Genomic DNA, 25,044 nt, shown 5'->3' on the forward strand with positions numbered 1-25,044 from the left:
GAGGCATTTCATTGAAGTACGATTTTGATCAAATCCTGGATAGAAGAAACTCGAATAGTGTGAAGTGGGCGAACACAAAAGAGCGAGACATTCTCCCCATGTGGGTTGCGGATATGGACTTCAAGGCCGCCGAGCCGATCATTCAAGCCTTAGAAGAACGGGTACGGCACGGCATATTTGGTTATGCCACTCTTCCTAATGCCTATTATGAAGCTGAGATTGGCTGGTGGAAGAAGCGTCATCAATTTACAATCAAGAAGGAATGGATTGAAGCCAGTACGGGAGTCATCCCCTCGCTTTCCGCGATTGTACAAGCTTTTACGGAGCCGGGGGATCGCATCCTGATTCAAACCCCTGTCTACAATCACTTTGCGTCTTCCATTACCAATAATGGTTGCGTAATCGTCGAAAACGAGCTTACGTTCAATGGAGTTTCGTACGAGATCGATTTTGCCGATTTTGAGGAAAAGGCATCCCATGAGAAAGTAAAGCTCTTCATTCTGTGCAATCCTCACAACCCCGTAGGGAGAGTCTGGAGCGAGGACGAGCTGAAACGCTTAGGCGATATCTGCTTGCGCCATAACGTTTTGGTTGTGGTCGATGAAATTCACCGGGACTTGGTGTATAAAGGTACTCGATTTATTCCATTCGCCTCTTTAAGTGAACCTTTTCTCATGAACTCCGTCACATGTACAGCTCCCAGCAAAACCTTCAACATCGCCGGTCTCAAAACCTCCAATATCATCGCGGCAAACGCCGAGAATCGCCAGAAAATCAATCGATCATTAAACAGAAATGAGGCGATCGAACCGAATGTCTTTGGAATTGAAGGCTTGATCTCCGCTTATACATGGGGGGAGGAATGGCTGGATCAATTGCTGGACTATCTCGAGGGAAATCGCGATTTTTTCATGGCCTTTCTTAAGGAAAGGATGCCGAAAGTGAAGACCGTACTCCCGGAAGCCACTTACTTGATGTGGGTCGATTGTAGAAGCCTTGGGATAAGCTCAAAAGAGCTCAGCCAAAAAATCCTGGAGAAAGGGCGCCTACGAATAACGGACGGCGTCATATACGGGGAAGCGGGCGAAGGATTTCTTCGGATCAATATCGCATGTCCAAGAGCGCGATTGGCTGAGGGCTTGGAAAGACTGGCGAGCGTCGTGTCATCGGTATGTTAAATTTCTCGTTACACATCCCAACGAAAATCATTTTTGGCAAAGGCGAAGTAGGCAGAACAGGCGAAATTGTGAGAGAGCACGCCAAAAAGGTACTTGTGGTCACCGGCCGTTCCTCGACGAAAAAAACGGGGGCTCTAGACAAGGTGATCAAGTCACTTGAGGGAGCTGGTGTCGGATTCGTTGTATTTGATCAGGTCGAGCCTAACCCGCGAGCCGAGACAGTAGATCGAGGCGGACAAATGGCTCGCGATGAGAATTGTGATTTGATTCTCGCTTTAGGCGGCGGTTCTGCAATGGATGCTGCCAAAGCCATCGCGACTGTTGCCATTTCCGGTAGACCCATTCATGAATATATTCGGGGAAACAAGACAGGCCTCTGGAAAGAATTGCAGCCCGTTAAGGAAGCTCTTCCTGTCATTACGATTCCGACTTTGGCGGCAACGGGTTCTGAAGCGAATTCGAATGCGGTCATCACCAACTGGGAAACAAAGGAAAAGGCTGGAGTATCAGGACCGGCATTATTCCCCCGAGTTGCGATTCTTGATCCGGAATTAACGTATACCGTCCCAGCCCATTACACGGCAGACGGGGCCGTAGACATCTTCGCTCATCTGTACGAGGGATATATGACGGGAGATGAGAATGCGGATGTACAGGATGAACTTACAGAGGGCCTTATGCGCAATGTGGTGAAATACGCCAAACCGGCGCTTGAGAACCCAGAAGATGATCATGCTCGCGCTCATCTGATATGGACCAGCACCCTCGCCTTAATCGGCCTAACCAGTGCAGGAAGAGAAGGGAGCAATCCGGTCCACAAAATCGAACATACCTTGTCCGCCTTTTATGATATCTCTCATGGCCGTGGGATAGCCGTCCTTACACCGGCCTATTTTCGCCAAATCATTCGCAAAGATCGTCCCCAGCGTTTAGCACGTTTGGGCCGTCAAGTTTTTCAGGTCAAGCACGAAGATGATCTGGAAGCTTGCGATGCGACGATCGAAGCGGTGCAGGAATGGTTTAAGGAAATTGGGACCTTGGACACTCTGAAGAACCTGGGTATAAAACAAGAGGCTCTGAAGGTGATGGCCGAGGAGACGATCCGGGTAGGGGGCTTGGGCCACAATTTCTTAGCGGCAACTCATCCCTTAACCGCCGACGAAGTCCTTCACCTCTACGAGGAAGTGTTTGAGTAAATGGAAGGGGAAGGCGAACGCCTGCCGGTTATACGATCCATTCCATGCGACAGGTATTCGCTTATTTGAGACGTTCTCTTTGGGAGAATGTCTCTTTTATTTCGACTTTCCGATTGATTCCACACCTTTTCGTTCAACGAATTCGCCGCCATTATAAGGATGAGCCGATCCAAAACCATAAAAGAGGGATTGACGAACGAAAAAAGATGTCATACACTTCATTTATTAAAACAGTTATAAGAAGTATTGGATAATGGGGTGAGCAAAAAATAGAACCGGTTACGCACAATACGATTCAAGTAAAAAAAATGAATGTGGAGCTCGTCAAGAACACGCTGAAGGCACAGGGGATCGGAACCAAGGCGTCGATCGCCAGCCTCACCAAGCTGAGCGTGGCCACCTGCGGCACCATCTTGAACGAGCTAGTTGCATCAGGCGAAGTCATTGAGCTGGAGCCGGAAGAATCAAGCGGCGGGAGGCCGGCCAAACCGTATAAGTATAACGCTGACTTCGGCAGTGTCGTTTGTTTGCTGGTAAAGACGGAGGGTGGCATACACTCCATCCATTGCCGCATCGTCGATCTGGTTGGAGATGTCATCCGAGAAGAGTCAAAGGTACTGTCGCATATCGATGTCGATGTGCTGGATGAGCTTATCGAAAAGCTGGTTAGCGAAAACCGTAATGTTCAAGCGATCGGCATCGGAATCCCGGGTGTCGTCCATCGTGGAGTCATCGGCGTCTGCGATGTTCCGGATCTTGCAGGCAAGCCGTTAGGTGCCTATTTCGAAGATAAATACGAGCTGTCCGTCACCATCGAAAACGATATGAACATGACGGTTTACGGCTTTTACCTTTTGCAAAACTTCGAAGAGGAAAAAACGTTTGCCATCGTTACGTTTCCGAAAAATCATTTTCCCGGAGCCGGTTTCATCGTAGACGGACGTATTTTATCCGGCAACACCAAATTTGGCGGCGAGGTTTCCTTTTTACCCTTTGGAGTCTCGCGCGAGGAACAATTGCAGCAGTTGGATACCGATGAAGGGTTTGTCCGGTTAGCTGTCCATACGTTAACCTCCATCATCGCGATCATCAACCCGGTAACGATCGCGATAACCGGCGAGCTTCCCCATGAGAGTCAATTGAACAACCTCTATGAGGGCTGCTTGAAGGACATTCCGCAAAAGCATATGCCGGAGCTCTTTATTCAAAGAGATACGCAGCAGGAATACATGAAAGGGTTGGTGACGGCGACTTTGGAGTCCTTAACCTACCGGTTGCAGCTCATCGAGAAAAGATAGAACCGAAGGAGAAACCATCGAGTGGAGAAAAAGTCTAGTAAATTCAACAAAATTTATGCCATGCAGCTGGCAACCATCTTTTTGGGATTCGTCATATTTGGCTTTTCGGAAAATATCAAAGGACCGGCCATTCCACGCATCCAGTATGACTTTATGCTGAATGAATCACAGCTCGGCACCTTGCTATCCCTTAACGCTCTCGGCTATTTGATCGCTTGTTCCTTCACGGCTTATCTAACTCGGATATGGGGAATTAAGCTGGTCACGATTATGGCGTTCGCATCGATGACGCTCTCAGGTGTGCTTATCTTCTTTTCCCATCACTATTTCATGTTCTCGGCATCGTACTTCCTGATGTATATTGGCAACGGGATGCTGGAGATCGGGTTAGCTATCCTCGGTGCTCGAATCTTTGTGAAAAACACAGGTACGATGATGAACTTATCCCACGGCTTCTATGGCCTTAGCTCGACAGTTGCACCGCTCATCGCAACAGGCCTGATGGGAATTACTGTCAACGGATATACGCTCGACTGGCGCGGGATGTATCTCGTGATGCTTCTCTTGTCTCTAGTGCCGATCGTATTCGCCTTGTTCAGTACGTTTCCGGGGGATGACATTCAGCATGAGGATCGTATTCCCTTGAAAGCGTTGATGAAGGATCCGGTATTATGGCTCATGGTGTTTGTGCTTTCGTTTGGCGTCGTATCGGAATTGGCCGTCGGAGGCTGGCTCGTCAACTTCCTGGAAAAGGCTTATCATTGGGATACGGTTAAGGCTTCGGGCATGCTTTCTGCCTTTTTCTTATGCTTTGCACTTGCGCGACTTTTGCTCGGTCCTCTGACCGATCGAATCGGCTTTACCTTATCGTTGATCCTTTTTTCGGGTTTTTCAGCGGTTTGCACGTTTGCCGGCATTATCGGCGGGGAAGGTTTCGCGTTCCTTTTTGCTGCGGCGGGGATAGGCATTGCGATGATCTATCCAACGGTTATGGCGTTTATTGCCAAACGATACCCGAACGGAAGCGATACCGCCATCACCTTTACGGTTACGTTGATGGGTCTTGGCAGTGTGATCGGCAATTATCTCATCGGGGGAGTCATCGAAACCGTCAAGAAGCTTGCCGGCGCTGATTCTCAAGTCGGGCTGCTGCGCGGCCTTCAGGCCGGTTATGGTGTGATCGGGTTATGCGCGGCGTTATGTGCCGTGACCGGGTTGATATTGTACGGTTATTTGTCTAAGCGGAGAGAGCTCATTTAGTAGAAGAGGGAATTTCTGTTTATTGAAAATATAATATTTAACTGAGTTAGGAGTCGACACATTGAATGCTGCGTGAGGATTGAAAGGCTGAAAGATTGATGAATAAAGGGATGTAGGCGATTCGCAAAGCTATTAATTTCGTGCGATCCTAATAAAAGATGAGGGATAAGTTATGCCAAAAAAAGATAATATGCTGGCAATTCTATGGATGTTGAATTCGGGCGTGAAAATGACTGCGAAACAAATATCCGAAAAGTTAGAAATAAATATAAGGACAGTTTATCGGTATATTGATGCATTATGTGCCAGTGGAGTGCCTATAATATCCGACACAGGTCATAATGGCGGGTATAGCTTGCTGAATCATTTTATCAGAGCACCTCTGCTATTTGATATTGAAGAAAAAAAGGCACTCCTTCATGCTGCTGCTTTTGCAAAAGAAGCCGGATACCCTTTGAGTGAGGCATTAGGCAATGCGACATGCAAATTGAAAATGTATTCGAATCAGGAGCAGGAAAGTATACTTAGCCGTCATTTGGCTGGATTTGAAGTTATAAACCGTATGGGAGACCCTTCTATTCAGCCAGTATTGGCGGAATTGGAGCACGCTGTAGCAAACGAATTCTCTGTAGAAATTGATTATCGCACACGTCGTGATGATCAATCCAAGACTAGGGTGATAGATCCCTATGGAATGGTTTACTGGAACAACAAATGGTATATTGTTGCATTTTGCCACCTGAGAAATGAGATCCGCAGTTTCCGGGTAGGACGGATTTTACAAATCAAGCGTACTCAAAACATATTTAAGCGTTCCGAAGCTTTTTCGGCTCGGGAATTTTTTGTGCGAAATCTATTACCTGATTTAGTCGGTAAGGACGGGTTAATTGCTTTAATTATCGAAGGTAGGTCAGAGGCGTTGGATGACTTATGCCTGCATTGGTTTTTGGGGCATCATCTGAAAGAGCGTACATCAAATCAAGCAATCTTTTTACTTGAGGAAAAATCAATTCATACTTATGTTCCTTATTTTCTCTTATCCTACGGGAAATCCATTCAAGTAATCGAACCACAGAGTTTGAAGGAAAAACTAGTTGGTGTTGTGTCGGAGTTAATGGAATATTATCAACTTTAATGACTTCACTGACAGCGGATGTCAGTGAAGTCATTTTATTATGATGATAATCATTGATTACCGATCGATGAATGGTTGGTATCACTTGATGAATTGTAAAATAAGGAGAACTTGCAAATGAATAATACGGTATATCTTTATGTGTTTGACACAATGGCAGACTGGGAAATAGGCTACTTAACTGCCGAACTGAACTCGGGAAGATATTATAAAAAGGGACTGGCCCCATCAAAAATAGTTACCGTGGGAATTGATAAAACTCCAGTAACTACAATGGGCGGATTGAACATACTGCCTGACATCAAATTGGATGAGTGCCGCATTGAAAGATCAGATCTATTGATTTTACCCGGTGGAACGACATGGACAGAAACCATTCACCACCCCCTCTTAAAAATCGCTGAGAGGTGTTTAAAGGAAGGTATCTGGGTTGCAGCGATTTGTGGTGCTACACTGGCACTTGCCCAGACAGGATTGCTGAATTCACGTGGGCATACAAGCAATGATCTGGAATACCTTAAAATGATCTGTCCCACTTATGCAGGAGAAAAGTATTACAAGACGGAGTCTGCTGTAACGGATGGAAAACTGATCACAGCATCTGGAATAGCTCCGTTGGAATTTTCTGTACACGTCTTGAAAGCTCTGGGTGTGTTTTCTTCAAAAACAGTAGATGCCTGGTATAGGCTAAATAAGACTCATGAATCCAAATACTTCTTTGAGTTGATGAATTCAATCCAATGAAGGGTTCAGCATTTAAGGAGGAGTAAAAGTACGGGAAGCGGTTGTAAACTTTGTTTCAGTTGATCGATTCGGAAGTATATTGGATCCTTTTGGAGTAAGAGGGTCGATTATGACCAGGATTGAGGATTTGTCAGAAGAAGAAAGTAGTCGCAGGGTAGCTGAATGGGCCAAAAGCTTTAGTGGAGAATAAATGTAATACCTGTATTAAATAGTTGGCCATCGTTGGGCTGAATACCCACACTGGCCGGAATTCTGGCCGCAAGCGCGATACCAATTGGAATCGCGTTTTTTATTTGACAATTCATTAGTCGTATTCTAACATAACACTAATATCTTTGAGGAAATGGAGGGTGTCCATGATTGAACAATTGCGGAAGCTCGGGCTGTCAGAGCTAGAAGCGAAATGCTATCTGGTTTTGCATGAGAAGCCCCATATCTCCGGGTATGAAGTAGCCAAGCATGTATCGGTATCCCGAACGAACGTCTATTCCGCGCTCCGCATTCTGCATGAGAGAGGCATTTGTCGCATTCTTGAGGGAGATCCGGTGTTATACGAGGCTGTGCCGATCAAACAGGTTATTAAGCTGCTGCAATCCGATTTTGATCGGACAGCCCGCACGCTGCTGGATGAACTAACCGCCCCGCCTAGTACACCGCCTTTTTTTGCGAATTGGAAGGGCAACAAGCTGGTCCATCAAACGGTCCGGCGATTAATAGCCAACACCGAGCAGACGATTCTCCTTGATATATGGGCGGAGGATCTGCATCTGATGGAAGCTTCCCTCTTGGAAGCGGAGAGAAGGGGAGTATCCGTTTATTTGATCGTGATAGGCGAATGCCACACTTCACTCGATCACGTCATCATTCACCAGCGTCCGAAGGAGAAACCGAACCGGATCCGACACTTCACTTTATTATGCGATAAGGAAAATGCGCTTGTGGGCAGCCTTTGTGGAAATCCTGAGGAATCCGTGCTGGAGAGCAACCATCCCAGCATCGTGAAGCTGCTAGTCAGCTCTTATGAGCATGATTTGATCCTTACGCAGATTGAGCAGGATTTTGGCCTAGAACTGCTTCAGAAATACGGTGAACATTATCAGATCATCAAGCAGGAACATCCAGAGATGTGGAATGCCTAACAGACAGAGAAGATAGAGAGTAGGAGGGGTAACCATCACTGCATCAAGTCCATCCGTCCTCCGAACAAACCGCTCATACCGTCATTTGTGGTTTGCCCGGATCTTTACAACAACCGCCTTTCAAATGCTGACGGTTGCCATCAGCTGGCAAATGTATGCCTTAACCGGTGACGCCTTTAGTCTGGGCTTAGTAGGTCTCGTGGAATTCATCCCCATGCTTCTGCTTACGTTGATTGCGGGTCAAGTAGCAGACCGGTTCGAACGTCGTAAGATTGTGTTCATCTGTCAGATCATGGAATGCGGCGTTGTTGCCTTGCTGGTTACGGCAAGCCTCGGCGATTGGATTCAAAGCTATCATATTTTGATCGCTGCCGCGGTTCTCGGTGCGTCCCGTTCCTTTGAGAATCCAACGACATCCGCACTCGTTCCGGATCTCGTGGATCGCGAAAGCTTGCCGCAAGCGGCTGCTTGGACTGCATCGGCTAGCCAAACCGCTTCGATCGTTGGGCCTTCTTTAGGGGGATTGCTGCTCGTGTTCGGGCCTTCTACCGTCTACCTTATATCGATTGTAGCTCTTTTGATATCCGCATTCTTGATCTTGACCTTGAAAGTCAGCCGAATCGATCACAAAAAAGAAGCGGCGAGCATGGATTCCTTGCTCACGGGGTTGCGCTTTGTCTTCAAGCGGAAAATCATACTGGGCACGATCTCGCTTGATTTGTTTGCCGTTCTGCTCGGAGGCGCAACCGCTCTTCTGCCTATTTTCTCAGAAGATATCCTCCGGACCGGAAGCTGGGGATTGGGCTTGATGAGGACGGCGCCAGCTGTCGGTGCTTTGCTTATGTCATTCGTGCTTGCTCGTTATTCCATCCAGAACGCAATTGGTAAATACCTGTTCAGTTCGTTGGCCGTATTCGGCTTGTCCACCATCTTGTTCGCCGTGTCGACCAATCTCACTCTATCTTTGGTCGCCCTATTCTTCATCGGCGCTTCTGACGTGGTGAGTGTAGTCATCCGCACGACGCTGGTTCAATTAAATACTCCGCATGACATGCAAGGACGAGTGAATGCGGTCAACATGCTGTTCATCGGCACCTCCAATCAATTGGGGGAATTTGAATCGGGTACAATGGCAGGATGGTTTGGCGCAGTGAATGCGACGATTATCGGCGGCTTCGGTACGATTGCTGTCGCGTTCTTGTGGATGTACATGTTCCCGGAGTTGAGGACTTTGAAGACGTATTACGACAATAGCCCAACCATTAAGGAAGGATTAGAAGGATCGGGTCGGTAAAGTTTTCGATCTAATGGCCGCACAAAAGATGATTTCCTGTAGCGCAAGCTCAGGGGTCATCTTTTTTTGCATCTCACCGTTCTATGCTATAATAAAGTGCACAAAACAAGAGTTTTGCGCACTTTCGATTCTAAGCGACTTTTTGGGGAATAGAGAGAGGAGAAGGCCGTTTGTCTCGCGATTATGAAGTCGAAGAAGAGTACGGAGATCAAATTCGTGCCTTCCGAATATGGATGCAGCAAGCCGGGTTCACTGACACAACCCAACGGGAGTACATGAGGGAAGCGAAGGCTTTCCTAGAGTCCTTAAATGGACTTTCTGCCGCAGCAGCCGTTAAAATGAATGTGATTGAATTTCTGGTCTCCAAGAGGAACATCGGTGATCGGGCGAGAAATCGAACTCTATCTGCGATCCGGTCATTCTATGTGGCCCTGATGGATTTTGAACTGGCGACTCGGAACCCTGCATTAGAAGTCAAAAAATCAAAGACCGAAAAGAACAAGAAACCGGTCTATCTCGAAGAGGAAGACCTCGTCGAGTCCCTGAACTATTTCGAAGGGCGTTACCGGCATCGCAACATTGCCATTTTTCTTCTGATGGGGTACTGCGGCTTGCGGGTGGGAGAGGTGCATCGCTTAAACCTCAAGGACTTTAAGAAGGCGAAGGGAACGATCGAAGTGTTTGGAAAAGGGAGGAAATGGAACGAAATCCCCGTCCCCGAGCTTCTGATGAACTATTTGATCGAGGTCGAGAAGGAACGGATCACCCCTTACAGCACGAAGGAGGACGCTTTTTTTGTTTCCCAGAAAGGGAAACGTCTCTCGATCCGGCAAATTCAGAAGATCGCATCCCAAACGTTTCAGGCCTTCAAGGAGCACAACCCCAAAGTGACGGACATGAAGCTGTCTTGCCATAAGCTTCGCCATTCATTTGCGACTATGCTGCTTAAGAACGGCGTGGACATTCGGGTTGTCAAAGAGCTGCTGGGGCATGCTTCCATTGAAACCACGATGATTTACACACACGTCAATGACGATCAAAAGAAGCTTGCCATGTCGACCGTAACGATCCCCAAATCCATCGTATCGTAAACGGATGTGTTAAGCCGATGGAGGAGCCCAAGTGCAGGATTCAGCTGCAAAGATTCGTCATGAAGTACAGAGAACACAGCCAGTTGATGACGTTTCGTCAAAAGGTTAATGACATGAAATGAAGTTGAGGTAATGTGATGAACTATATACGATTGGAGTTAGAAAACCATGTATCGGACGTTAGAAGAATGCCTGATTGATTTGGAGAAGCATGGACATTTGGTCCGTGTCAAGGAAGAAGTAGATCCTTATCTGGAGATGGCCGCCATTCACTTGAAAGTGTATGAGGCAGGCGGGCCAGCCATTTTGTTCGAGCGGGTAAAAGGCTCCAGCTTTCGCGCTGTGTCCAACCTGTTTGGCTCCCTCGAGCGCAGCAAGTTTATATTCCGCCATACATGGGAAGCTGTACATCAGGTAATGGCCGTTCGCAACGAACCGATTAATGCCATTAAGCATCCTTTTGCTCATCTTGCTACTGGACTCACAGCGTTTAAAGCGCTGCCCATTAAGAATCGCGGCCGGCTTCCGGTGATGGCGCAAGAGATTCGCATTTCTGATCTTCCCCTCATCCACCATTGGCCGAACGATGGCGGTGCCTTTGTTACACTGCCGCAGGTTTACTCCGAAGACCCCGATAAACCTGGAATCATGAATTCCAACCTAGGGATGTACCGGATGCAGCTTAGCGGAAATCAATATGTAATGAATCAGGAGATTGGTCTGCACTATCAGATCCATCGCGGGATCGGCATTCACCAGGCTAAAGCCAATCAGCATGGAGCTCCGCTGAAGGTAAGCTGCTTTGTCGGCGGGCCTCCGGCGCATACCTTGGCAGCTGTCATGCCGCTGCCGGAAGGGTTGAGCGAAATGACCGTGGCCGGCATGCTGGCAGGGCGCAATTTCCGCTATAACTACGTCGATGGCCATTGTATCAGCAGCGATGCGGATTTTGTGATCACGGGGGAAATCTATCCCGGAGAAACGAAACCCGAAGGGCCGTTTGGCGATCATTTGGGCTATTACAGCCTGGTACATCCCTTTCCCGTTATGAAAATCCATAAAGTGTACGCCAAACCCAACGCGATTTGGCCTTTTACGGTCGTAGGAAGACCTCCGCAGGAGGATACGGCGTTTGGCAAGCTCATCCATGAGTTGACCGGCGATTCGATCAAATATGAGATTCCCGGGGTAAAAGAGGTCCACGCCGTCGATGCTGCGGGGGTTCATCCGCTGCTTTTTGCGATCGGCAGCGAACGATACACACCCTATCAGAGGGTGAAGAAGCCTGCTGAGCTCCTAACCTTGGCCAATCGGATACTGGGCACAGGACAATTAAGCCTGGCAAAGTACTTGTTCATCACGGCAGAAGAGAATGAACCGCTCGATTCCCATCAGGAAGTCAAATTCCTTGCTCACATCTTGGAGCGGATCGATCTGCGTCGAGACATTCATTTCCACACGAACACGACGATCGATACCCTCGATTACTCGGGGACGGGATTGAACAGCGGAAGTAAAGTTGTTCTCGCAGCCTATGGCGACAAACAAAGAGAACTGTGCCGAGAGGTCCCGGACTCCCTAAAGAACATTCGCGGCTATGAAGCCGTTCAGCTCATTATGCCGGGCATTGTGGCGATACAAGGTCCTGCCTTTACGAGCTACGCTGATGCAGAGGTTGAATTGCGCGGTCTGTGCGACGCGCTCCGAGAGAAGGGACCCATTCCGTCTTGTCCGATGATCATCTTATGCGATGATAGTTCGTTTCTCAGCGAGTCTATCGGCAACTTCCTGTGGGCGACCTTTACGCGCAGCAATCCTTCCCACGACATGTACGGCGTGAACAGCTTCCATGAGCATAAGCATTGGGGCTGCGACAATCTCATCATTGATGCCCGGACCAAACCGCATCAAGCACCGCCGTTAATCCCTGATCCGACGGTTGAGAAGAGGATCGAACGTTTGTTTGCCAAAGGGGCAAGTTTGGAAGGGATTTTGAAATAAGTAGACATATAATATATTATGTTAACTATGTGAATTTGAACTTACTTGCTTTAGTTTGATTTCGAACTAATTCGCTTAAGAGCTAAAAATCCAGCATTTTCGGAGTTTTCACTCTCACGTCGATACCGAATCGATGAGTGCTCTTCACGAAAGGAAAAATCTGCTTCTCAACATTTCGAAAAAACCTTGGTAAGGTATAAGAACCCAAGGATTCGAGGTGAAGAGCTGTTATGAATAAGAAGCACTGCTTGTTCTGCGACGAGATCGTTCCCACGATACCGGAAGGCGATTATGATCGATATATGAGCTGCTCATGCTCTCCGGGCGGCTCCTATCGTCTGTTGAGGGCTAGCTACGAACCGGTCCAAGCCCTCCCGCAGAAGATGAAACGCGACATGTTCCACATCCTATCGGCGTATATCCGAGAGAGGACGGATTGTGGGGATAAGATCTCCCTATCTGCAAGCGATTTGGAACCCATTACGAATGATCCGAGTATTCCATTGACCCTTCAAGAGAAAGGGAACCGGCTGCTGCACTTTTTGTACAGACATTCAGATGGCGCAGGCAAACCGGTTGTCATTCATCCACTCTCCAGCAGCTATAACCTGACGTACTCTCCCAATCTGCAAGAGTTGGTCTATCTCATCGATATGCTGATAAATGAGCAGTTGCTTCTCAGGGAGGGCATGACCTTTCGGCTCACCGAAAAAGGGTGGGGCGAAGCCATCGCAAGCGCGGGTGATAAAAGAAAAGAGCCCTGCTTCTTGCTTATCCCCGACGAAGAGGATTTGCGCACCGAATGGTCGGATAAGCTGCTCCCCAAAATCGAGCAATGCGGGTATCAACCCCATTTGCTCAGCTATTGGAAGACGCAAAGTCAGGATAAGATTTCACTGGAGCTTATCGCAGACAGTAAACTGATAATCGCTGATATAACTGATCGAGCCCCCGAGGTGTATCTTATGGCTGGTTACGCACTCGCGTTGAAAATCCCGGTGATATGGACTGTAAACAACAGGGATGCTGATACCCTTCATTCACAAGTGGAAGATATCCGGCCATTGGTATGGAACACGGCTGAGGAATTAACAGACGTGCTCGTTCAGAGGCTAAAAGGCTGAACCGAGCAGCTGCCTCTTCATGCGGCAAGATACTTAAGGAGGCTTTACGAATGACAGCCCATACCCATGACCGCATCAAAATCCCGCCAGGATTCTGGACCGGTTTGCGCGAATTGGGAATATCCGCTTACGAAGTCGTTCTTCAGGCGCGGCTGCCGCTCGCGATTGTTAACGAGCCAGCTGGGGTCACCACCGCCCAGTATTTCGCGATCTGGCAAGCCTATTCCGATCTCATCGGCGACATCTCCCTTGCAATCATCAAGCTTTCGACTGTGTTTGATACCGCGCAGTATCCGCCGTCTGTCTTGGCGACTTACCATGCTCGCGATTATCGCGACGCTCTAACCCGAATGGTCCGGTACAAACAGCTGTGTCCGCCTGAGAGGTTGCGGCTTACCGAAGAAGGGGAAAGCTGCAGAATCGAGCTGGAGTGGCAGAATACGGAGCTTTCCGGTCCGACGGTGCTGATCGGGATCACGCTCGCCACACTTCTGGAGCTTGGGCGGCGGGGTACCGGCCAGCCGTTGACTGCCAAACTCGTCGAATTCTCACAACCAATGGGCGACGTTAAGACGTTGGATGCGTACTTCGGCTGCCGAATCCAGACTGGTGCAGAATGCAACCGATTGACGCTGCATCGAAAGGATTTGGATCTTCCCTTCGTCACCTATAATGAAGAGCTGTTGGAGATCCTGACTCCCGCTCTGGATCATCGTTTGGATGAACGGCAAGGCGGTCGCTCCATTATCGAAACGGTCAAATGGATCATGAAACGCAGCCTCACTGGAGGGCGCCCCGATATTCAAGCGGTAGCTCGTGAACTCGGGATGAGCGACCGCACCTTACAGCGTCGACTCACGGACGAAGTCACGAGCTTCAAGCAGCTGTTGACGCAAGCTCGACATGAGCAAGCTCTGGAATACTTAGCGGATCCCTCGCTCGACATTAAAGAAGTAGCCTTCCTTACCGGCTATGAGGACCAGAACTCGTTTTACCGTGCTTTCCGCCAATGGGAGGGGAATACTCCATCCCTTTGGCGTACTGAACATAAGGTCTTAACGTTCCGTTGATATACGAAGTTGGCGTGTCCGGTAAGAAGAATGGCGCGCTAAACTAGTTACCGAACGACCCGGACAAGGTAGAATAATCCCTATCCCAAGCATCAAGTAGATAAGGAGATGGGGAAATGGATATGGGATTAGCCAACAAAACAGCACTTGTGACAGGATCGACGAAAGGGATCGGCAAGGCGATTGCCATCGAGCTAGCCCGAGAAGGCGTTGATGTACTGATTAATGGGCGAAACGCGGAAGAGGTTGAACGAACGGTACAGGAAATCAAGGCAAAATTCCCGACCACTTCTCCTCGGAATGCGGTAGCCGATATCGTAGATAAGGGACAAAGGGAAGCTTTATTCGAGAAATATCCCATCGTAGATATTTTGGTAAACAATATGGGCATTTACGAAATCATGCGATATGAGGATGTGACCGATGAAGTCTGGGAAACCTACTTCCGAACCAATGTTCTCGCCGCAAATGGATTGGCGAAATTGTATCTCCCGAAGATGTTGAACAACGATTATGGGCGGATCATCTTTATTGCGAGCGAGGAAGCCATCATGCCTTCTGGTCAGATGCCCCAGTACTGCATGACCAAATCGATGCTGTTGTCCTTGTCCAAAAGTCTATCCAAATTGACAGCGGGTACGGAAGTGACGGTCAATACGATCATGCCGGGACCCACGCTATCCGAAAATGTACAGCAAATCATCGAGAGCATTTACTCAAATGAAGATATGACGTTTACGGATAAAGAAAAAGCCTTCATGAAGACAAACCTGCCTCAATCTGAAATTCAGCGCTTCATCAAGCCGATGGAAATCGGCCGACTGGCTGCTTTCGTATGTAGTCCTTATGCTTCCGCGTTTAAAGGCTCTCCAATCCGGATGGATGGGGGCATGGTGCCGACCATTTTCTAATCAACGGTATGAGGCAGGGCATGTAAATTACGGTATTTGAGCTAACAACAACTAGGCGCATGAACTCACTCTTCACGGGTAGTTCTTGCGCCTTTTCAATATAAGTCACTGGTACAAAAATAAGGGTTGCTTTCAAGTGCACTTTAAGGCTTAGGATTTTGCACAAACGACAGAAAGAACTTGTTGAAGCGATTGATGCGGTGAATAACAAGCTGGCCATCTATGAGGATATGGAGAAGGGCAGGATCCGTTCGGAAAGCGACCTATTAAACCAACTGGAAAATCAACAAAACACATCTACCGATCGAGAGGGAAAACTTGATGAAGCAAAGGAAATTAGGAAATAGCGACATGGTCGTATCTTCCATTGGTCTTGGAATCATGGGGATGTCTCCTGGCATGTATGGGGAAACGAATGATGAGCAATCCATCCGAACAATACACCGTGCTCTGGAAATAGGCGTCACGTTGTTCGATACCGCTGACGTTTATGGAAATGGACATAACGAGGAACTTCTTGGCAAGGCGCTCAAGGGACGAAGAGATCAGGCCGTCATTGCGACAAAGTTTTCGTACACGCCCAATTATGAAACGATTAGTGGTCATCCCGATTACGTTAAACAAGCAATAGAAGAGAGCCTGCGTCGATTAAATGTAGACTATATCGATCTGTACTACCAGCATCGGGTTGATCCAAATGTCCCTATTGAGGAAACGGTTGGAGCCATGGCGGAGCTGGTGAGGGCGGGAAAGGTTCGCTATCTTGGCCTTTCGGAAGCATCTGCTTCCACCATTCGTCGTGCACATGCTGTACATCCGATCTCAGCTTTACAAAGCGAATACTCTCTTTGGAGCCGGGACATTGAGGAAGAAGTTCTCCCTACGACAAGAGAATTGGGAATTACCCATGTCGCCTACAGTCCACTAAGCAGAGGCTTTATTACGGGTGAACTGCGAACGTTTGAGGATTTGGATGAACATGACCTTCGCCGGTATATGCCACGGTTCCAAGGGGAGAATTTCAAGAAAAACGTTGAAATCGTAGATAAAATCAAGGAAATCGCTATGGAAAAGAAGTGCACGGCTTCTCAATTGGCCCTGGCTTGGACCTTAGCTAATGGTGCTCTACCGATCCCAGGAACCAAACGAATCAACTATCTAGAGGAAAATGCTGCTTCTGTGGAAGTTGAACTTACTTCAGAGGATTTGGCCCGTATTGAGGCCGTAAGCCCCAAAAACGTCGTTCAAGGTACCCGATACATGAAAGAGCAGATGACGCTACTTAATGGATAAAGAAACCTAGGCTAACAGGCTAACGTGACTCTCAGTGGAGGGTCACGTTTGTTCATGATTTCATCGATTACCGGCAGGTTCATGGAAGCAATCAGATAGTCCGCGGGACCATACTCATAGCGTTCTTGAAACGCAATTATCAATCGAAAAAAGGAAGGGCTGCCGTTATCGCCGTAGGAACTTGAAATCTACGAAGCATGGAGAAAGAGAAGAACCGATCAACACGGGGAATGGCGGCATGAGAAAAAGGCGGTCTTATTATGATTAAACCAAAACCCTCATCTAAAAGCGGCCAGCAGCTCGTTGTAAAACCCAGCATACTTACGAATCATTTCACAGACAGGCTGCATTAATTCGCGGTCTTTCAGTTTGTACTCCTCCATACCGAAGCCGCCCTCAAGTCTACAAAACTCATCCATATGCGCGCACATTTTTTCCATGACCGCATTGATTGCCGGCAGTTCCTTTATATCGGGACATAATTCCTTCGCCCTGTTTAGGAAATGTGGGCATGATACATTGGATGCAATGATACACAGATATGCGCCGTAATGCGGCCAACAGTCCAAATCCTCAACGGGAATATCGTCAAACTTCCCATTTTCTAAGGCTTCAGCCCAGTCAAGAAATGCGTGCGCTCCAAACGATACACCGTTCCGAGGCGAAGCTAAGTTAAGCGAAGGGATGTTCGCAATCGCCTGGCGGTATACTTCCGGCAGTGTTGGCGCTTTCTTTTTTTCTTCGGAAAATACAAGCGTATAAGGAATATCCAACGGGAAGGGTGTGGGGGTAGTTGAAGTATCCGGCAAGTACAACAAGACTTGCCCTCCGTTTTCATAACCTACGATGCAGGAAATTTCCTCGACCGGATACAGCCTACCTTCAAACGGGAAGCCGAGCCCCTTGACAATGACGGGCAAATCACGGTCAATATGGCTGACAACTTTTTGTAGATATTTCTCTCTGTTTGCGGAGAACGACTCCGGAGTGACGAATGTGTAGTCGTACCCGCAAGCGTCGAATACACGTTTTATCAAGTGCTCGTCGAAGCAAGCGTGTGACAGGCATTGATACCACTTGGTCAGGTCTTGACCGTAGACTTGCGTGAAACAGTCGCCAGAAACGCCCGAGAAGAACCAGTAGTCATAGTCTTTGCTTTCGCCGAGGTATTTCATCAGCAATGCCATACAGGCGTTGAATGCGTAATTCTGTCCTTGATATTTGTCCATCAACGGATGGAAGTGGTGATCAGAACCAGCGTGCGGTTGATGCCACTTGGTTTTGAGAACCTTGTTTGATTGGTTCATGGTCACATCTCCTTTAACTCGTTTGATAAATGGGGTAAAGGAGATGCGGTCATAATCAGGAAGAATCGCGTTTGTGTCTCTCGCCGCCGTCGGTGTCATACCGTATCTTCTTTTGAACGCCACGCAAAATGTATCGGAAGAATCATAGCCATATTTTATGGCTATATCAATCACTTTCTCTTGGCCGCCGCGCACATCGTACGCAGCACGAGCGAGCCGTCTTAAGCGCACATATTCTGTTAATGTGGCGCCTGTCATCAATACGAATAGACGTTGTAGCACGGCGAGCGGACACACCGCTATACGGGATAATGTTTGGTTGTCTATCTCTCCGTCAAGGTTTTCCTCGACATACGAGATTAACTTGTTCAATCTTTCCAACGATTCCATATCACCGCCCTCCTTTCTGTATCCATAATACAATAATCAAAAAGGGAGTACCCATTATTATGAATATGAAAAATGTCGATGTATTGTTTTTATCCGTTTTTCGTTCTCTCACTCTTGTCCCTGCACGTTCCCCATGGGCAAGGTTGAAGCGACACGCCGACAGGCGGGGCGGTTCGCACGACATCCTGTGCCATTTGGACAAAGGGGAGAAGCGGACGAGCGAATTGAAGAGATTGATGCGCGGCATTACCCAAAAGATGCTTGCCCAGCAATTGCGCGAGCTGGAAGCGGACGGTGTCGTAAAGCAGACGATATACGAGCAGATCCCTCCTAAAGTGGTTTATTCGCTGACCGACTATGGATGGGAATGCCGATTTGGGATATGAGTCAACGCTCGCCGCTTATGACAGGAGCTTGAACAAACTAGGTCTCGATTACCTGGATTTGTACCTGATTCACTGGCCGGTTGAAGGGAAATTCAAGGAAGCCTGGCGAGCGTTGGAAACCATTTTTTCGACTTATCGGATAAAAAGAAGCTATGAGTTGGTAATGTCGATGAACTATAGGGTAACCGAAATCGCTCTAGGAGCTGACACTTGTGCACGATCATAAATGGAACAGGGAATCGTGTTTTGGGTGACAAAACTCAGCCATATGTAAAAGGGGATGTATGTGTCGTTAGGAAGCGACACATACATCCCCTTTGCTGTTTTGAAAAGCGCCAAGGCGCTTTTAGGATTGACATGAACGGTAAAACAGAATAAACTATTTGGTGATTAATTAATCATTTATTATATCACACTTTAGCCTTAATGTCAATCATTAATTTCTCATTTTCAGTAAAATTTGAGGCTGTAAGTTGCATGGAATGTCCATAAAAAGCCGAAGGGAGGACATCCGCATGTTTTTATCTCGCATGTTCAACTCCTTGAGCATGTCTATGCAGGAGCAATATAAGATCGAATTACTGGACATGAACAAGAAGACCCAAGATTACGGACTGATCCTGAACCTTGAGGACGTCGAGCTGCTTTTGGCGGGGAGAAGTCAGGTCTTGTACAGCTATGGGCGTGTGGAGCTGAGCATCGAGGTGACCAAGGAGCTCATCGAAGCATTCTCAACGTCCTCGTTCATCCAGCAGGAGAACTATGCGAATACACTCCAGGAGCTGCATGAACTCTTTTACTACCTGAAAAATGAAACCGAAGACAGAATCAGCGACCGGATGCTCATGAGCAGAATGAAGGAAGCGTTCGAAGAGGATTGCGAGGGTTCTTTGGAACTGGCAAAGAGCAGACTCGAAGAGTATGCCGCAGAGTTTCGAAGTAGCTTGCAGCGAAATGAAATGCTTCAAGAAGGAGAGGATGACGATTGGGATCGGAACATCTAAAAGGCGGGAGTGAACTGACCGTTCGGTGCGGCATCCGCAAATCCCGGCTGCATCGTAATCAATATACGATCTCCTTACTAAACGAAGGTTTGCAAGCAGGACTGCTGACAAGCCCGGAGATGGCGCGTATTCAGCATGCGTTCATGCAGATCCTGCAGGAGCAGATCGGAAAATTCACCCGAGGCGAGAGCACCTCAGTCAGCACGGAGACAGTAGAAAGCATCCTGAGCTCCATCATGTATGCGACGGATGCGTATCTATTCAGCTTGGTGACACCGGAGAAGGCGATCCTGTATCTCAAAACGATTGATGTTCGCCACATTTATGAAAGAGGCGTCAAAAAGGTCTCCCAATGCTTTGAAGAAGCAAAGCAGCTATATAAAGAAATAAAAAGGACTAAGCTGGAGGTTCCGGTCGACGCGTACAACCTAACCATCGATGAGTCATTGCCTATCTTTCTTCGAAAATACGGAATCGTCTTCGATGCCCACAACACGATGGCGAGCATTGATTATCCTCTGGCTATCGATGACATGCAGCTTCAGGGTGTTTTCTATATGAAACAGTACCTGGAACGGTTGAAGCTGGAGAACGATTTTTGCGCAAGGTTCGATCGACAGGAACTGTTGGAATTGCTTACCCTCTACGGAAGGGAGTGCCGGTTTAATTATCGAATCGAGCTGTTCAATATTTTCGAACTCGTATTTCATCAAGCGATATTCTCGATTGGTTCAGGGGGAGCGGCAGATACGATCACGATATCGGAGTCTCAATACAACCGGTTGGAGCAGAAATTCATAAGCCTCCCGATACCACAAATTCGATCCTTTCTTTCCGCTGCGGCAGATAAGCTTCAACAGGAATTGTCCGTTCATTCGCAAATGAAGGAATACATGGAAGCAAGTTTAGAACCACTTGTCCAACGAGTGGAGAATGCCGCGAAGCATAACAGCTTGCGGGCTGTTATCCTGACACAGAGGGAAGCGAGTGCGATTTCACCCGTCATTTCCTTCAGCGAAGAAGACCGAATGAGCGATATCGAGCTAAGAAGGCTTATGCACGAGATCATGGCAGTCGAGAGGAAAGAAGACAAGGTTAAGCTGATCTTAGCAAGCTTCCATTCCTTGCATGACTACCTCGATATGCTTGAATCCGACAGCTTATATGGGGATGAATTTGATGCCCTGTTCCATGCATTTGGCGATATGGAGTTGGCCGTTCTGGCCAAAATCGTTTTCTATGAAGAGCTTCGAAGCGAAGCTCCGGATTTGCCCTCGATCTTGCACTTGGGGAACGAGTATCCAATGGAGTGGCAGATGCAATTTGTCCGGTGTCTGCAAGGGATGAACCGGGGACGGCTGCAGGCCATTGAGGAAGCCATGGATCAGATCGACTATGAGCAATTGAACGAATACGCTGTCAACCTTAATTAGGCGAAGACGTAACGGCGTAAATCGGTATGAGAGTGATATGATAACCACTAGTTTTTGAAATGACAGCGTACTAGAGCTTGTTTGCTAACACGCTCTAGCTGTCGCGACGGGGATGTCTCCCGAATGAACGGTTATTTGCAGAGAGATAGACTCCTGCAAAGACGAGCAGACCGCCGATGATTTGCGAGACTTCGATCCCATTTCCCATCAGAACGCTCAGGATCGCCGTAAATACGGTAATCAGGTTCATGTATATACTCGAGCGACTTGCTCCAATTTCCCGAATGCCGGCGTTCCAAAAGATAAACGATGCGACGGAAGGGAATATCCCGATATAAACGATACCGATGACCGCTTTTCCACTCAAGGGGAACGGATTGCCCGAAGCTAGGAAAAAGGGTAGGACTACCAGCAGTCCGAGCAGGGCGGATACGGCAATCGCGGCAATCGGCGGAATCCCTTTGGCTCTGCGACCCAACAAGGAATAGGTGGTCCACACGGATATCGCGGCCAGCATCAGCAAATCTCCGGCGTTATATGCCATTTGAAAGATGAAACCCGGCTGACCTTTAGTCAGGACCAACAGCACCCCAACAAGCGAGACGAGCAAGCCGAGAACGGAGTACTTCGAAAGCCGTTCCTTCAGGAAGAGCGCGGCACAAAACACAATCAGAGCGGGATTCATCGCATTGACCAGAGAAGCATTGAGCGACGTAGTGAAACGTAAAGCTTCATAGAGAAGCAGATTATAGCCGATTACCCCCAGCAGCCCCATGAGCAGGAGCAGAGGCCAGTTTTTCCAAACCGCTTTCCAGGCAGGCTTCTCCACCCATTGGGCAATTGGAAACAACAAGCAGACCGCAATCAGCCAACGGCAGAACGTCATCTGGATGGGAGAGAGTTCCGCTACAACCAATTTGCCAAATATGTAGTTTCCCGCCCAGAACAGGTTGGCCAACACTAAGAAGAGATACACTTTACGTTTGTTCATGATGAATTTTCCTTCCACTACCATTCATTTCAATCCTCTACCTTGGCCATTATAACGCAGCTCGAACGGCGAGTGGCAAAGAATTTGCATAAAAACGATGAACATTGGATTGAACCGGAATATGAGTTCATGCTAACCGCTCAGCTATCGAACCACGAGAAATGGTACAATGTGATTGATAAGCTGACAAAGGACTTAGCCTGCACGATTAAAATAACGAACCGAACGCTGAGTGAAAGATTACATTTGATTCCATATTTCATGTGTATTATGATCATAACATCAAATTAATTTGATTAATAGCCAAGGAAGGCGCATGTAACGATAAAGACTGATGAATAATCGAGTAGGTGAAAGGTATGAAGTATACTACCGAAAATATTTGGCAAGAGTTCAATTCAAGTCTTCGATCTTTTATTTCTAAAAAAGTCTCCAATCCTTCTGTTGTCGAGGATCTATTACAGGATGTTTTTATTAAAATTCATACTAATATTGATTCGCTAAAGGAGGATATAAGAGTCCGCAGTTGGGTTTATCAAATCACACGAAATACAATTATCGATTATTATCGTAAGCATAAAAACAAGGAAGAGGACATTGATGCGATACCTTTAGTAGATCAAGGGCTCGGGAGCTCCGAAAATGATTGGATTGAATTTGGCCCAGCTCATGAGGTGGCTGCTGGTTTATTAGGAATGATCCATGACCTTCCTGTAAAATATTCACAAGCGCTTATTCTGGTCGAATTTGAAGAGTTAACCATGGCAGAACTGGCTAGCACACTAGGGATTTCCGTATCGGGGGCTAAGTCTCGTGTCCAACGAGGACGTGAAATGTTAAGAAATAATCTAATGAAGTGCTGTCATTTTGAACTTGATCGCTTTGGAACCATTATTAATATTCACCCTCTTTGTAGCTGCTGCTCCTTGAATGAAAAGTAATTAACGATTTTTGCGTCTTTTCACTTCGATCTTCGTCTTCCTATATGAGCTAGTGTAAGCCCATGTTTACACGGGAAGGCAGGTGAAGAACAGATGAAATCAAATTTCATTCAGACGGAAGACGGTCAATTTGTCCTTCATAACAAAGAAATCATGTTAAGAGGGGTATCCATCGGATCATGGATGGACTTAGAAAACTTTATGATCAAAATACCCGGAACCGAAAGGAGCATTCGTCATGCGTATTCGGAAGTGTACGGAAAGGAAAATGCTGAACAATTCTTTGATGATTTTTTGCATCATTTTATTACCGAGGACGATTTCATTTTCTTGAAGAGTCTAGGAATTAACGTAATTAGGCTTCCTTTCGATTACAGGCATTTTGTGGAGGATCAGTCACCCGGTCTTATTAAAATGGATGGGTTTACCCATTTGGACCGTGTCCTTGAGCTCTGCAACAAGTTTGAAATCTATGCCATTCTGGATTTGCACTCCTCTCCAGGAGGACAAAATCCTGATTCACATGGCGGAGGGGAGACCGGTGTCAGCGGGTTCTGGCAAGACGCTTCTTTGAGAGAAAGGATGATTCATCTATGGAGGGTCATCGCCCGCAGGTATAAAGATCAGGAAATCATCGCTGGTTATGATATCCTCAATGAACCCTCTTTTGTGTCCGATCGAGATGCATTCAATGATTTCTATGAGAAAGTAATTCATGCGATAAGAGAAGAAGATCCCCATCATATTTTGTTCCTTGAAGGCGACGATTGGGCTAAAGATTTCAGTATCTTTACTAGCTTGGGAGGATATCAGCAAGCCCTTTCATTCCACTTTTACCCCGGTCAGCATGTATATCTAAATACGGAAGTTGAGAAGAGACGAGCGGAGTTGGAAGCGAAGATTGCTTATTTTACCGAGTTGCGCAAGCAGACTGGAATGCCTCTTTGGGCAGGAGAAACAGGTGGACATTTTCCCAACGAACATTTATGGGAAGGATTGCTTTTGATTAAGGATTGCTTAGACCTATTTGAGAAGAACCGAATTTCGTGGACTCTGTGGTCGTATAAAGACGCTGGAGCAATGGGGATGGTTCGCCCTCAGGAGGACACGGATTGGATGTCATTTGCAAAGACATTAAGGTATCAATGGGAGAGGAAAGATCGCAGTTATTCCACCATTGCCAAAGAGATCTTTGAAATGCTGGAAATGAAGTTTTCTTACATCATTGAGGACAGCTCAAGAGAGAGCTTGAAATTTAGAATCTTCTCCCTCCTTAATGAGCTGCACATTCATCATCTCGTTAAACCTACGCTGAGATCCATCCCCTGGGAAGAAATGAAGAGGTACCCCGAATCATTCCTGTTCATGAATTGTGAGGGAGGAGAAGAACTGGTCGAACTTGTAAAATCCTATACAGGAGTACTACCGAAAAGAGCGGAATGATTGATAAAGGAATGTTAACCAGGGCATTAGTTGCATTGTGCAATTAATAGGTTGTTCAAATGATAAAACAAGGAGGAAGGCTGGATGTTCAAAATTAAGAAAGCCAGGATTGGTATTACGAAAGAAGAGGAATTTGACTGCTCGTGCTGCGGTTCTAAGGAAAATCGGGTCTCGGTTGAAGCCTCTGGAGTCAAGTCAAGCTGTGGCTCCGATAAAAACACAAGCTGCGAGGCAGCGAGTAATTCTTGCTGTGGACTTGAAGATGTTACCTCAGAACAAGAGCCAACAGGAAGTAACTTCAAAGGTACTTGCGGGAAGTCTTGCTAACGGGAAAAAGTCAAACTCGGTTCCAGATCTGGAACCGGGTTTTCTTATGCCTGACCGGTTGTATATATAATCAGATAATTATATAATG

21 protein-coding genes and 3 pseudogenes are annotated in these 25,044 nt (G+C 47.2%); 22 read left to right on the top strand and 2 right to left on the bottom strand.

The features are described 5' to 3' along the window. Positions 1–11: 11 nt before the first annotated feature. The 15 genes and pseudogenes from BN2684_RS21625 to BN2684_RS21695 all read left to right on the top strand — a co-directional run bounded on the left by BN2684_RS21625 (position 12) and on the right by BN2684_RS21695 (position 16,734). Positions 12–1,178, top strand: a complete 1,167-nt coding sequence (locus tag BN2684_RS21625) for a MalY/PatB family protein (protein ID WP_058304156.1) — start codon at positions 12–14, stop codon at positions 1,176–1,178. Next, positions 1,172–2,374: an iron-containing alcohol dehydrogenase gene (locus tag BN2684_RS21630; RefSeq protein WP_058304157.1), complete on the top strand. Its 1,203-nt coding sequence runs from the start codon at positions 1,172–1,174 to the stop codon at positions 2,372–2,374. Before BN2684_RS21625 ends, BN2684_RS21630 begins: the two co-directional genes overlap by 7 nt. A 269-nt stretch (positions 2,375–2,643) precedes the next feature. After that, a complete protein-coding gene (locus BN2684_RS21635) occupies positions 2,644–3,672 on the top strand; it encodes an ROK family protein (protein ID WP_082652120.1) in 1,029 nt (342 codons plus the stop codon). A 60-nt stretch (positions 3,673–3,732) separates the two neighbouring features. Next, a complete protein-coding gene (locus BN2684_RS21640; protein WP_058304677.1) occupies positions 3,733–4,932 on the top strand; it encodes an MFS transporter in 1,200 nt (399 codons plus the stop codon). Positions 4,933–5,104: 172 nt separating this feature from the next. Then, a complete protein-coding gene (locus BN2684_RS21645; protein ID WP_058304158.1) occupies positions 5,105–6,067 on the top strand; it encodes a helix-turn-helix transcriptional regulator in 963 nt (320 codons plus the stop codon). Between the two features lie 117 nt (positions 6,068–6,184). Further along, the gene (locus BN2684_RS21650) at positions 6,185–6,811 is read left to right on the top strand and encodes a type 1 glutamine amidotransferase family protein (RefSeq protein ID WP_058304159.1); all 627 of its coding nucleotides are present in this window, start codon (positions 6,185–6,187) and stop codon (positions 6,809–6,811) included. 19 nt (positions 6,812–6,830) lie between these two features. Further along, positions 6,831–7,001 (top strand): annotated as a pseudogene (locus tag BN2684_RS25115) (VOC family protein); the annotation flags it as partial. 166 nt (positions 7,002–7,167) lie between these two features. Then, positions 7,168–7,950, top strand: a complete 783-nt coding sequence (locus BN2684_RS21655) for a TrmB family transcriptional regulator (RefSeq protein WP_058304160.1) — start codon at positions 7,168–7,170, stop codon at positions 7,948–7,950. A 34-nt stretch (positions 7,951–7,984) separates the two neighbouring features. Beyond that, positions 7,985–9,244 carry an MFS transporter gene (locus BN2684_RS21660; RefSeq protein WP_058304161.1) on the top strand — a complete coding sequence of 420 codons (1,260 nt, stop codon included), beginning with the start codon at positions 7,985–7,987 and terminating at the stop codon, positions 9,242–9,244. 170 nt (positions 9,245–9,414) lie between these two features. After that, complete coding sequence (locus BN2684_RS21665) at positions 9,415–10,335, top strand: tyrosine-type recombinase/integrase (RefSeq protein WP_058304162.1); 921 nt, start codon at positions 9,415–9,417, stop codon at positions 10,333–10,335. Between the two features lie 168 nt (positions 10,336–10,503). After that, positions 10,504–12,336, top strand: coding sequence for a UbiD family decarboxylase (locus BN2684_RS21670; RefSeq protein WP_058304163.1), 1,833 nt, complete (start codon positions 10,504–10,506; stop codon positions 12,334–12,336). A gap of 230 nt (positions 12,337–12,566) precedes the next feature. After that, complete coding sequence (locus BN2684_RS21675) at positions 12,567–13,460, top strand: hypothetical protein (RefSeq protein ID WP_058304164.1); 894 nt, start codon at positions 12,567–12,569, stop codon at positions 13,458–13,460. 50 nt (positions 13,461–13,510) lie between these two features. Continuing rightward, entirely contained in the window at positions 13,511–14,530 is a 1,020-nt protein-coding gene (locus BN2684_RS21680) for an AraC family transcriptional regulator (protein WP_058304165.1), read from the top strand. Between the two features lie 116 nt (positions 14,531–14,646). After that, the gene (locus BN2684_RS21685) at positions 14,647–15,441 is read left to right on the top strand and encodes an SDR family NAD(P)-dependent oxidoreductase (RefSeq protein ID WP_058304166.1); all 795 of its coding nucleotides are present in this window, start codon (positions 14,647–14,649) and stop codon (positions 15,439–15,441) included. Between the two features lie 321 nt (positions 15,442–15,762). Continuing rightward, positions 15,763–16,734: an aldo/keto reductase gene (locus BN2684_RS21695; protein ID WP_058304168.1), complete on the top strand. Its 972-nt coding sequence runs from the start codon at positions 15,763–15,765 to the stop codon at positions 16,732–16,734. 278 nt (positions 16,735–17,012) lie between these two features. On the opposite strand, the gene BN2684_RS21700 is transcribed toward BN2684_RS21695, so the two are convergent. Then, the gene (locus BN2684_RS21700) at positions 17,013–18,431 is read right to left on the bottom strand and encodes a helix-turn-helix domain-containing protein (protein ID WP_058304169.1); all 1,419 of its coding nucleotides are present in this window, start codon (positions 18,429–18,431) and stop codon (positions 17,013–17,015) included. Between the two features lie 182 nt (positions 18,432–18,613). Between BN2684_RS21700 and BN2684_RS25440 the strand changes: the two are divergent. The 4 genes and pseudogenes from BN2684_RS25440 to BN2684_RS21715 all read left to right on the top strand — a co-directional run. Next, positions 18,614–18,796: pseudogene (locus tag BN2684_RS25440) on the top strand (winged helix-turn-helix transcriptional regulator); the annotation flags it as partial. A 1-nt stretch (position 18,797) separates the two neighbouring features. Then, a pseudogene (locus BN2684_RS25445) lies at positions 18,798–18,962 on the top strand (aldo/keto reductase); the annotation flags it as partial. A 370-nt stretch (positions 18,963–19,332) separates the two neighbouring features. After that, on the top strand, positions 19,333–19,821 hold the full coding sequence (locus BN2684_RS21710) for a DUF6323 family protein (protein ID WP_058304170.1): 489 nt from the start codon (positions 19,333–19,335) through the stop codon (positions 19,819–19,821). Beyond that, the gene (locus BN2684_RS21715) at positions 19,803–21,254 is read left to right on the top strand and encodes a DUF6179 domain-containing protein (RefSeq protein WP_058304171.1); all 1,452 of its coding nucleotides are present in this window, start codon (positions 19,803–19,805) and stop codon (positions 21,252–21,254) included. The genes BN2684_RS21710 and BN2684_RS21715 overlap by 19 nt, the downstream gene beginning before the upstream one ends. A 94-nt stretch (positions 21,255–21,348) precedes the next feature. On the opposite strand, the gene BN2684_RS21720 is transcribed toward BN2684_RS21715, so the two are convergent. After that, the gene (locus BN2684_RS21720; protein WP_058304679.1) at positions 21,349–22,245 is read right to left on the bottom strand and encodes a DMT family transporter; all 897 of its coding nucleotides are present in this window, start codon (positions 22,243–22,245) and stop codon (positions 21,349–21,351) included. A gap of 359 nt (positions 22,246–22,604) precedes the next feature. Between BN2684_RS21720 and sigZ the strand changes: the two genes are divergently transcribed. From sigZ to BN2684_RS21735, 3 genes are all read left to right on the top strand, one after another. Beyond that, positions 22,605–23,186, top strand: a complete 582-nt coding sequence (gene sigZ, locus BN2684_RS21725) for an RNA polymerase sigma factor SigZ (RefSeq protein WP_058304172.1) — start codon at positions 22,605–22,607, stop codon at positions 23,184–23,186. A 93-nt stretch (positions 23,187–23,279) separates the two neighbouring features. Continuing rightward, the gene (locus BN2684_RS21730; RefSeq protein ID WP_058304173.1) at positions 23,280–24,629 is read left to right on the top strand and encodes a glycoside hydrolase family 5 protein; all 1,350 of its coding nucleotides are present in this window, start codon (positions 23,280–23,282) and stop codon (positions 24,627–24,629) included. 84 nt (positions 24,630–24,713) lie between these two features. Then, positions 24,714–24,956, top strand: coding sequence for a hypothetical protein (locus BN2684_RS21735; protein ID WP_148450045.1), 243 nt, complete (start codon positions 24,714–24,716; stop codon positions 24,954–24,956). Positions 24,957–25,044 lie beyond the last annotated feature (88 nt).

This window comes from Gorillibacterium timonense (genome assembly GCF_001457415.1).
GTDB classification, from domain to species: Bacteria; Bacillota; Bacilli; order Paenibacillales; family NBRC-103111; genus Gorillibacterium; species Gorillibacterium timonense.

Excerpts from the sequence above, each read along its gene's own strand:
- BN2684_RS21710 (WP_058304170.1), top strand. The coding sequence starts at position 19,333 with ATGTTTTTATCTCGCATGTTCAACTCCTTGAGCATGTCTATGCAGGAG.
- BN2684_RS21695 (WP_058304168.1), top strand. The coding sequence starts at position 15,763 with ATGAAGCAAAGGAAATTAGGAAATAGCGACATGGTCGTATCTTCCATT.
- sigZ (WP_058304172.1), top strand. The coding sequence starts at position 22,605 with ATGAAGTATACTACCGAAAATATTTGGCAAGAGTTCAATTCAAGTCTT.
- BN2684_RS21675 (WP_058304164.1), top strand. The coding sequence starts at position 12,567 with ATGAATAAGAAGCACTGCTTGTTCTGCGACGAGATCGTTCCCACGATA.
- BN2684_RS21640 (WP_058304677.1), top strand. The coding sequence starts at position 3,733 with ATGCAGCTGGCAACCATCTTTTTGGGATTCGTCATATTTGGCTTTTCG.
- BN2684_RS21730 (WP_058304173.1), top strand. The coding sequence starts at position 23,280 with ATGAAATCAAATTTCATTCAGACGGAAGACGGTCAATTTGTCCTTCAT.
- BN2684_RS21685 (WP_058304166.1), top strand. The coding sequence starts at position 14,647 with ATGGATATGGGATTAGCCAACAAAACAGCACTTGTGACAGGATCGACG.
- BN2684_RS21720 (WP_058304679.1), bottom strand. The coding sequence starts at position 22,245 with ATGAACAAACGTAAAGTGTATCTCTTCTTAGTGTTGGCCAACCTGTTC.
- BN2684_RS21630 (WP_058304157.1), top strand. The coding sequence starts at position 1,172 with ATGTTAAATTTCTCGTTACACATCCCAACGAAAATCATTTTTGGCAAA.
- BN2684_RS21700 (WP_058304169.1), bottom strand. The coding sequence starts at position 18,431 with ATGGAATCGTTGGAAAGATTGAACAAGTTAATCTCGTATGTCGAGGAA.
- BN2684_RS21650 (WP_058304159.1), top strand. The coding sequence starts at position 6,185 with ATGAATAATACGGTATATCTTTATGTGTTTGACACAATGGCAGACTGG.
- BN2684_RS21680 (WP_058304165.1), top strand. The coding sequence starts at position 13,511 with ATGACAGCCCATACCCATGACCGCATCAAAATCCCGCCAGGATTCTGG.
- BN2684_RS21735 (WP_148450045.1), top strand. The coding sequence starts at position 24,714 with ATGTTCAAAATTAAGAAAGCCAGGATTGGTATTACGAAAGAAGAGGAA.
- BN2684_RS21655 (WP_058304160.1), top strand. The coding sequence starts at position 7,168 with ATGATTGAACAATTGCGGAAGCTCGGGCTGTCAGAGCTAGAAGCGAAA.
- BN2684_RS21670 (WP_058304163.1), top strand. The coding sequence starts at position 10,504 with ATGTATCGGACGTTAGAAGAATGCCTGATTGATTTGGAGAAGCATGGA.
- BN2684_RS21645 (WP_058304158.1), top strand. The coding sequence starts at position 5,105 with ATGCCAAAAAAAGATAATATGCTGGCAATTCTATGGATGTTGAATTCG.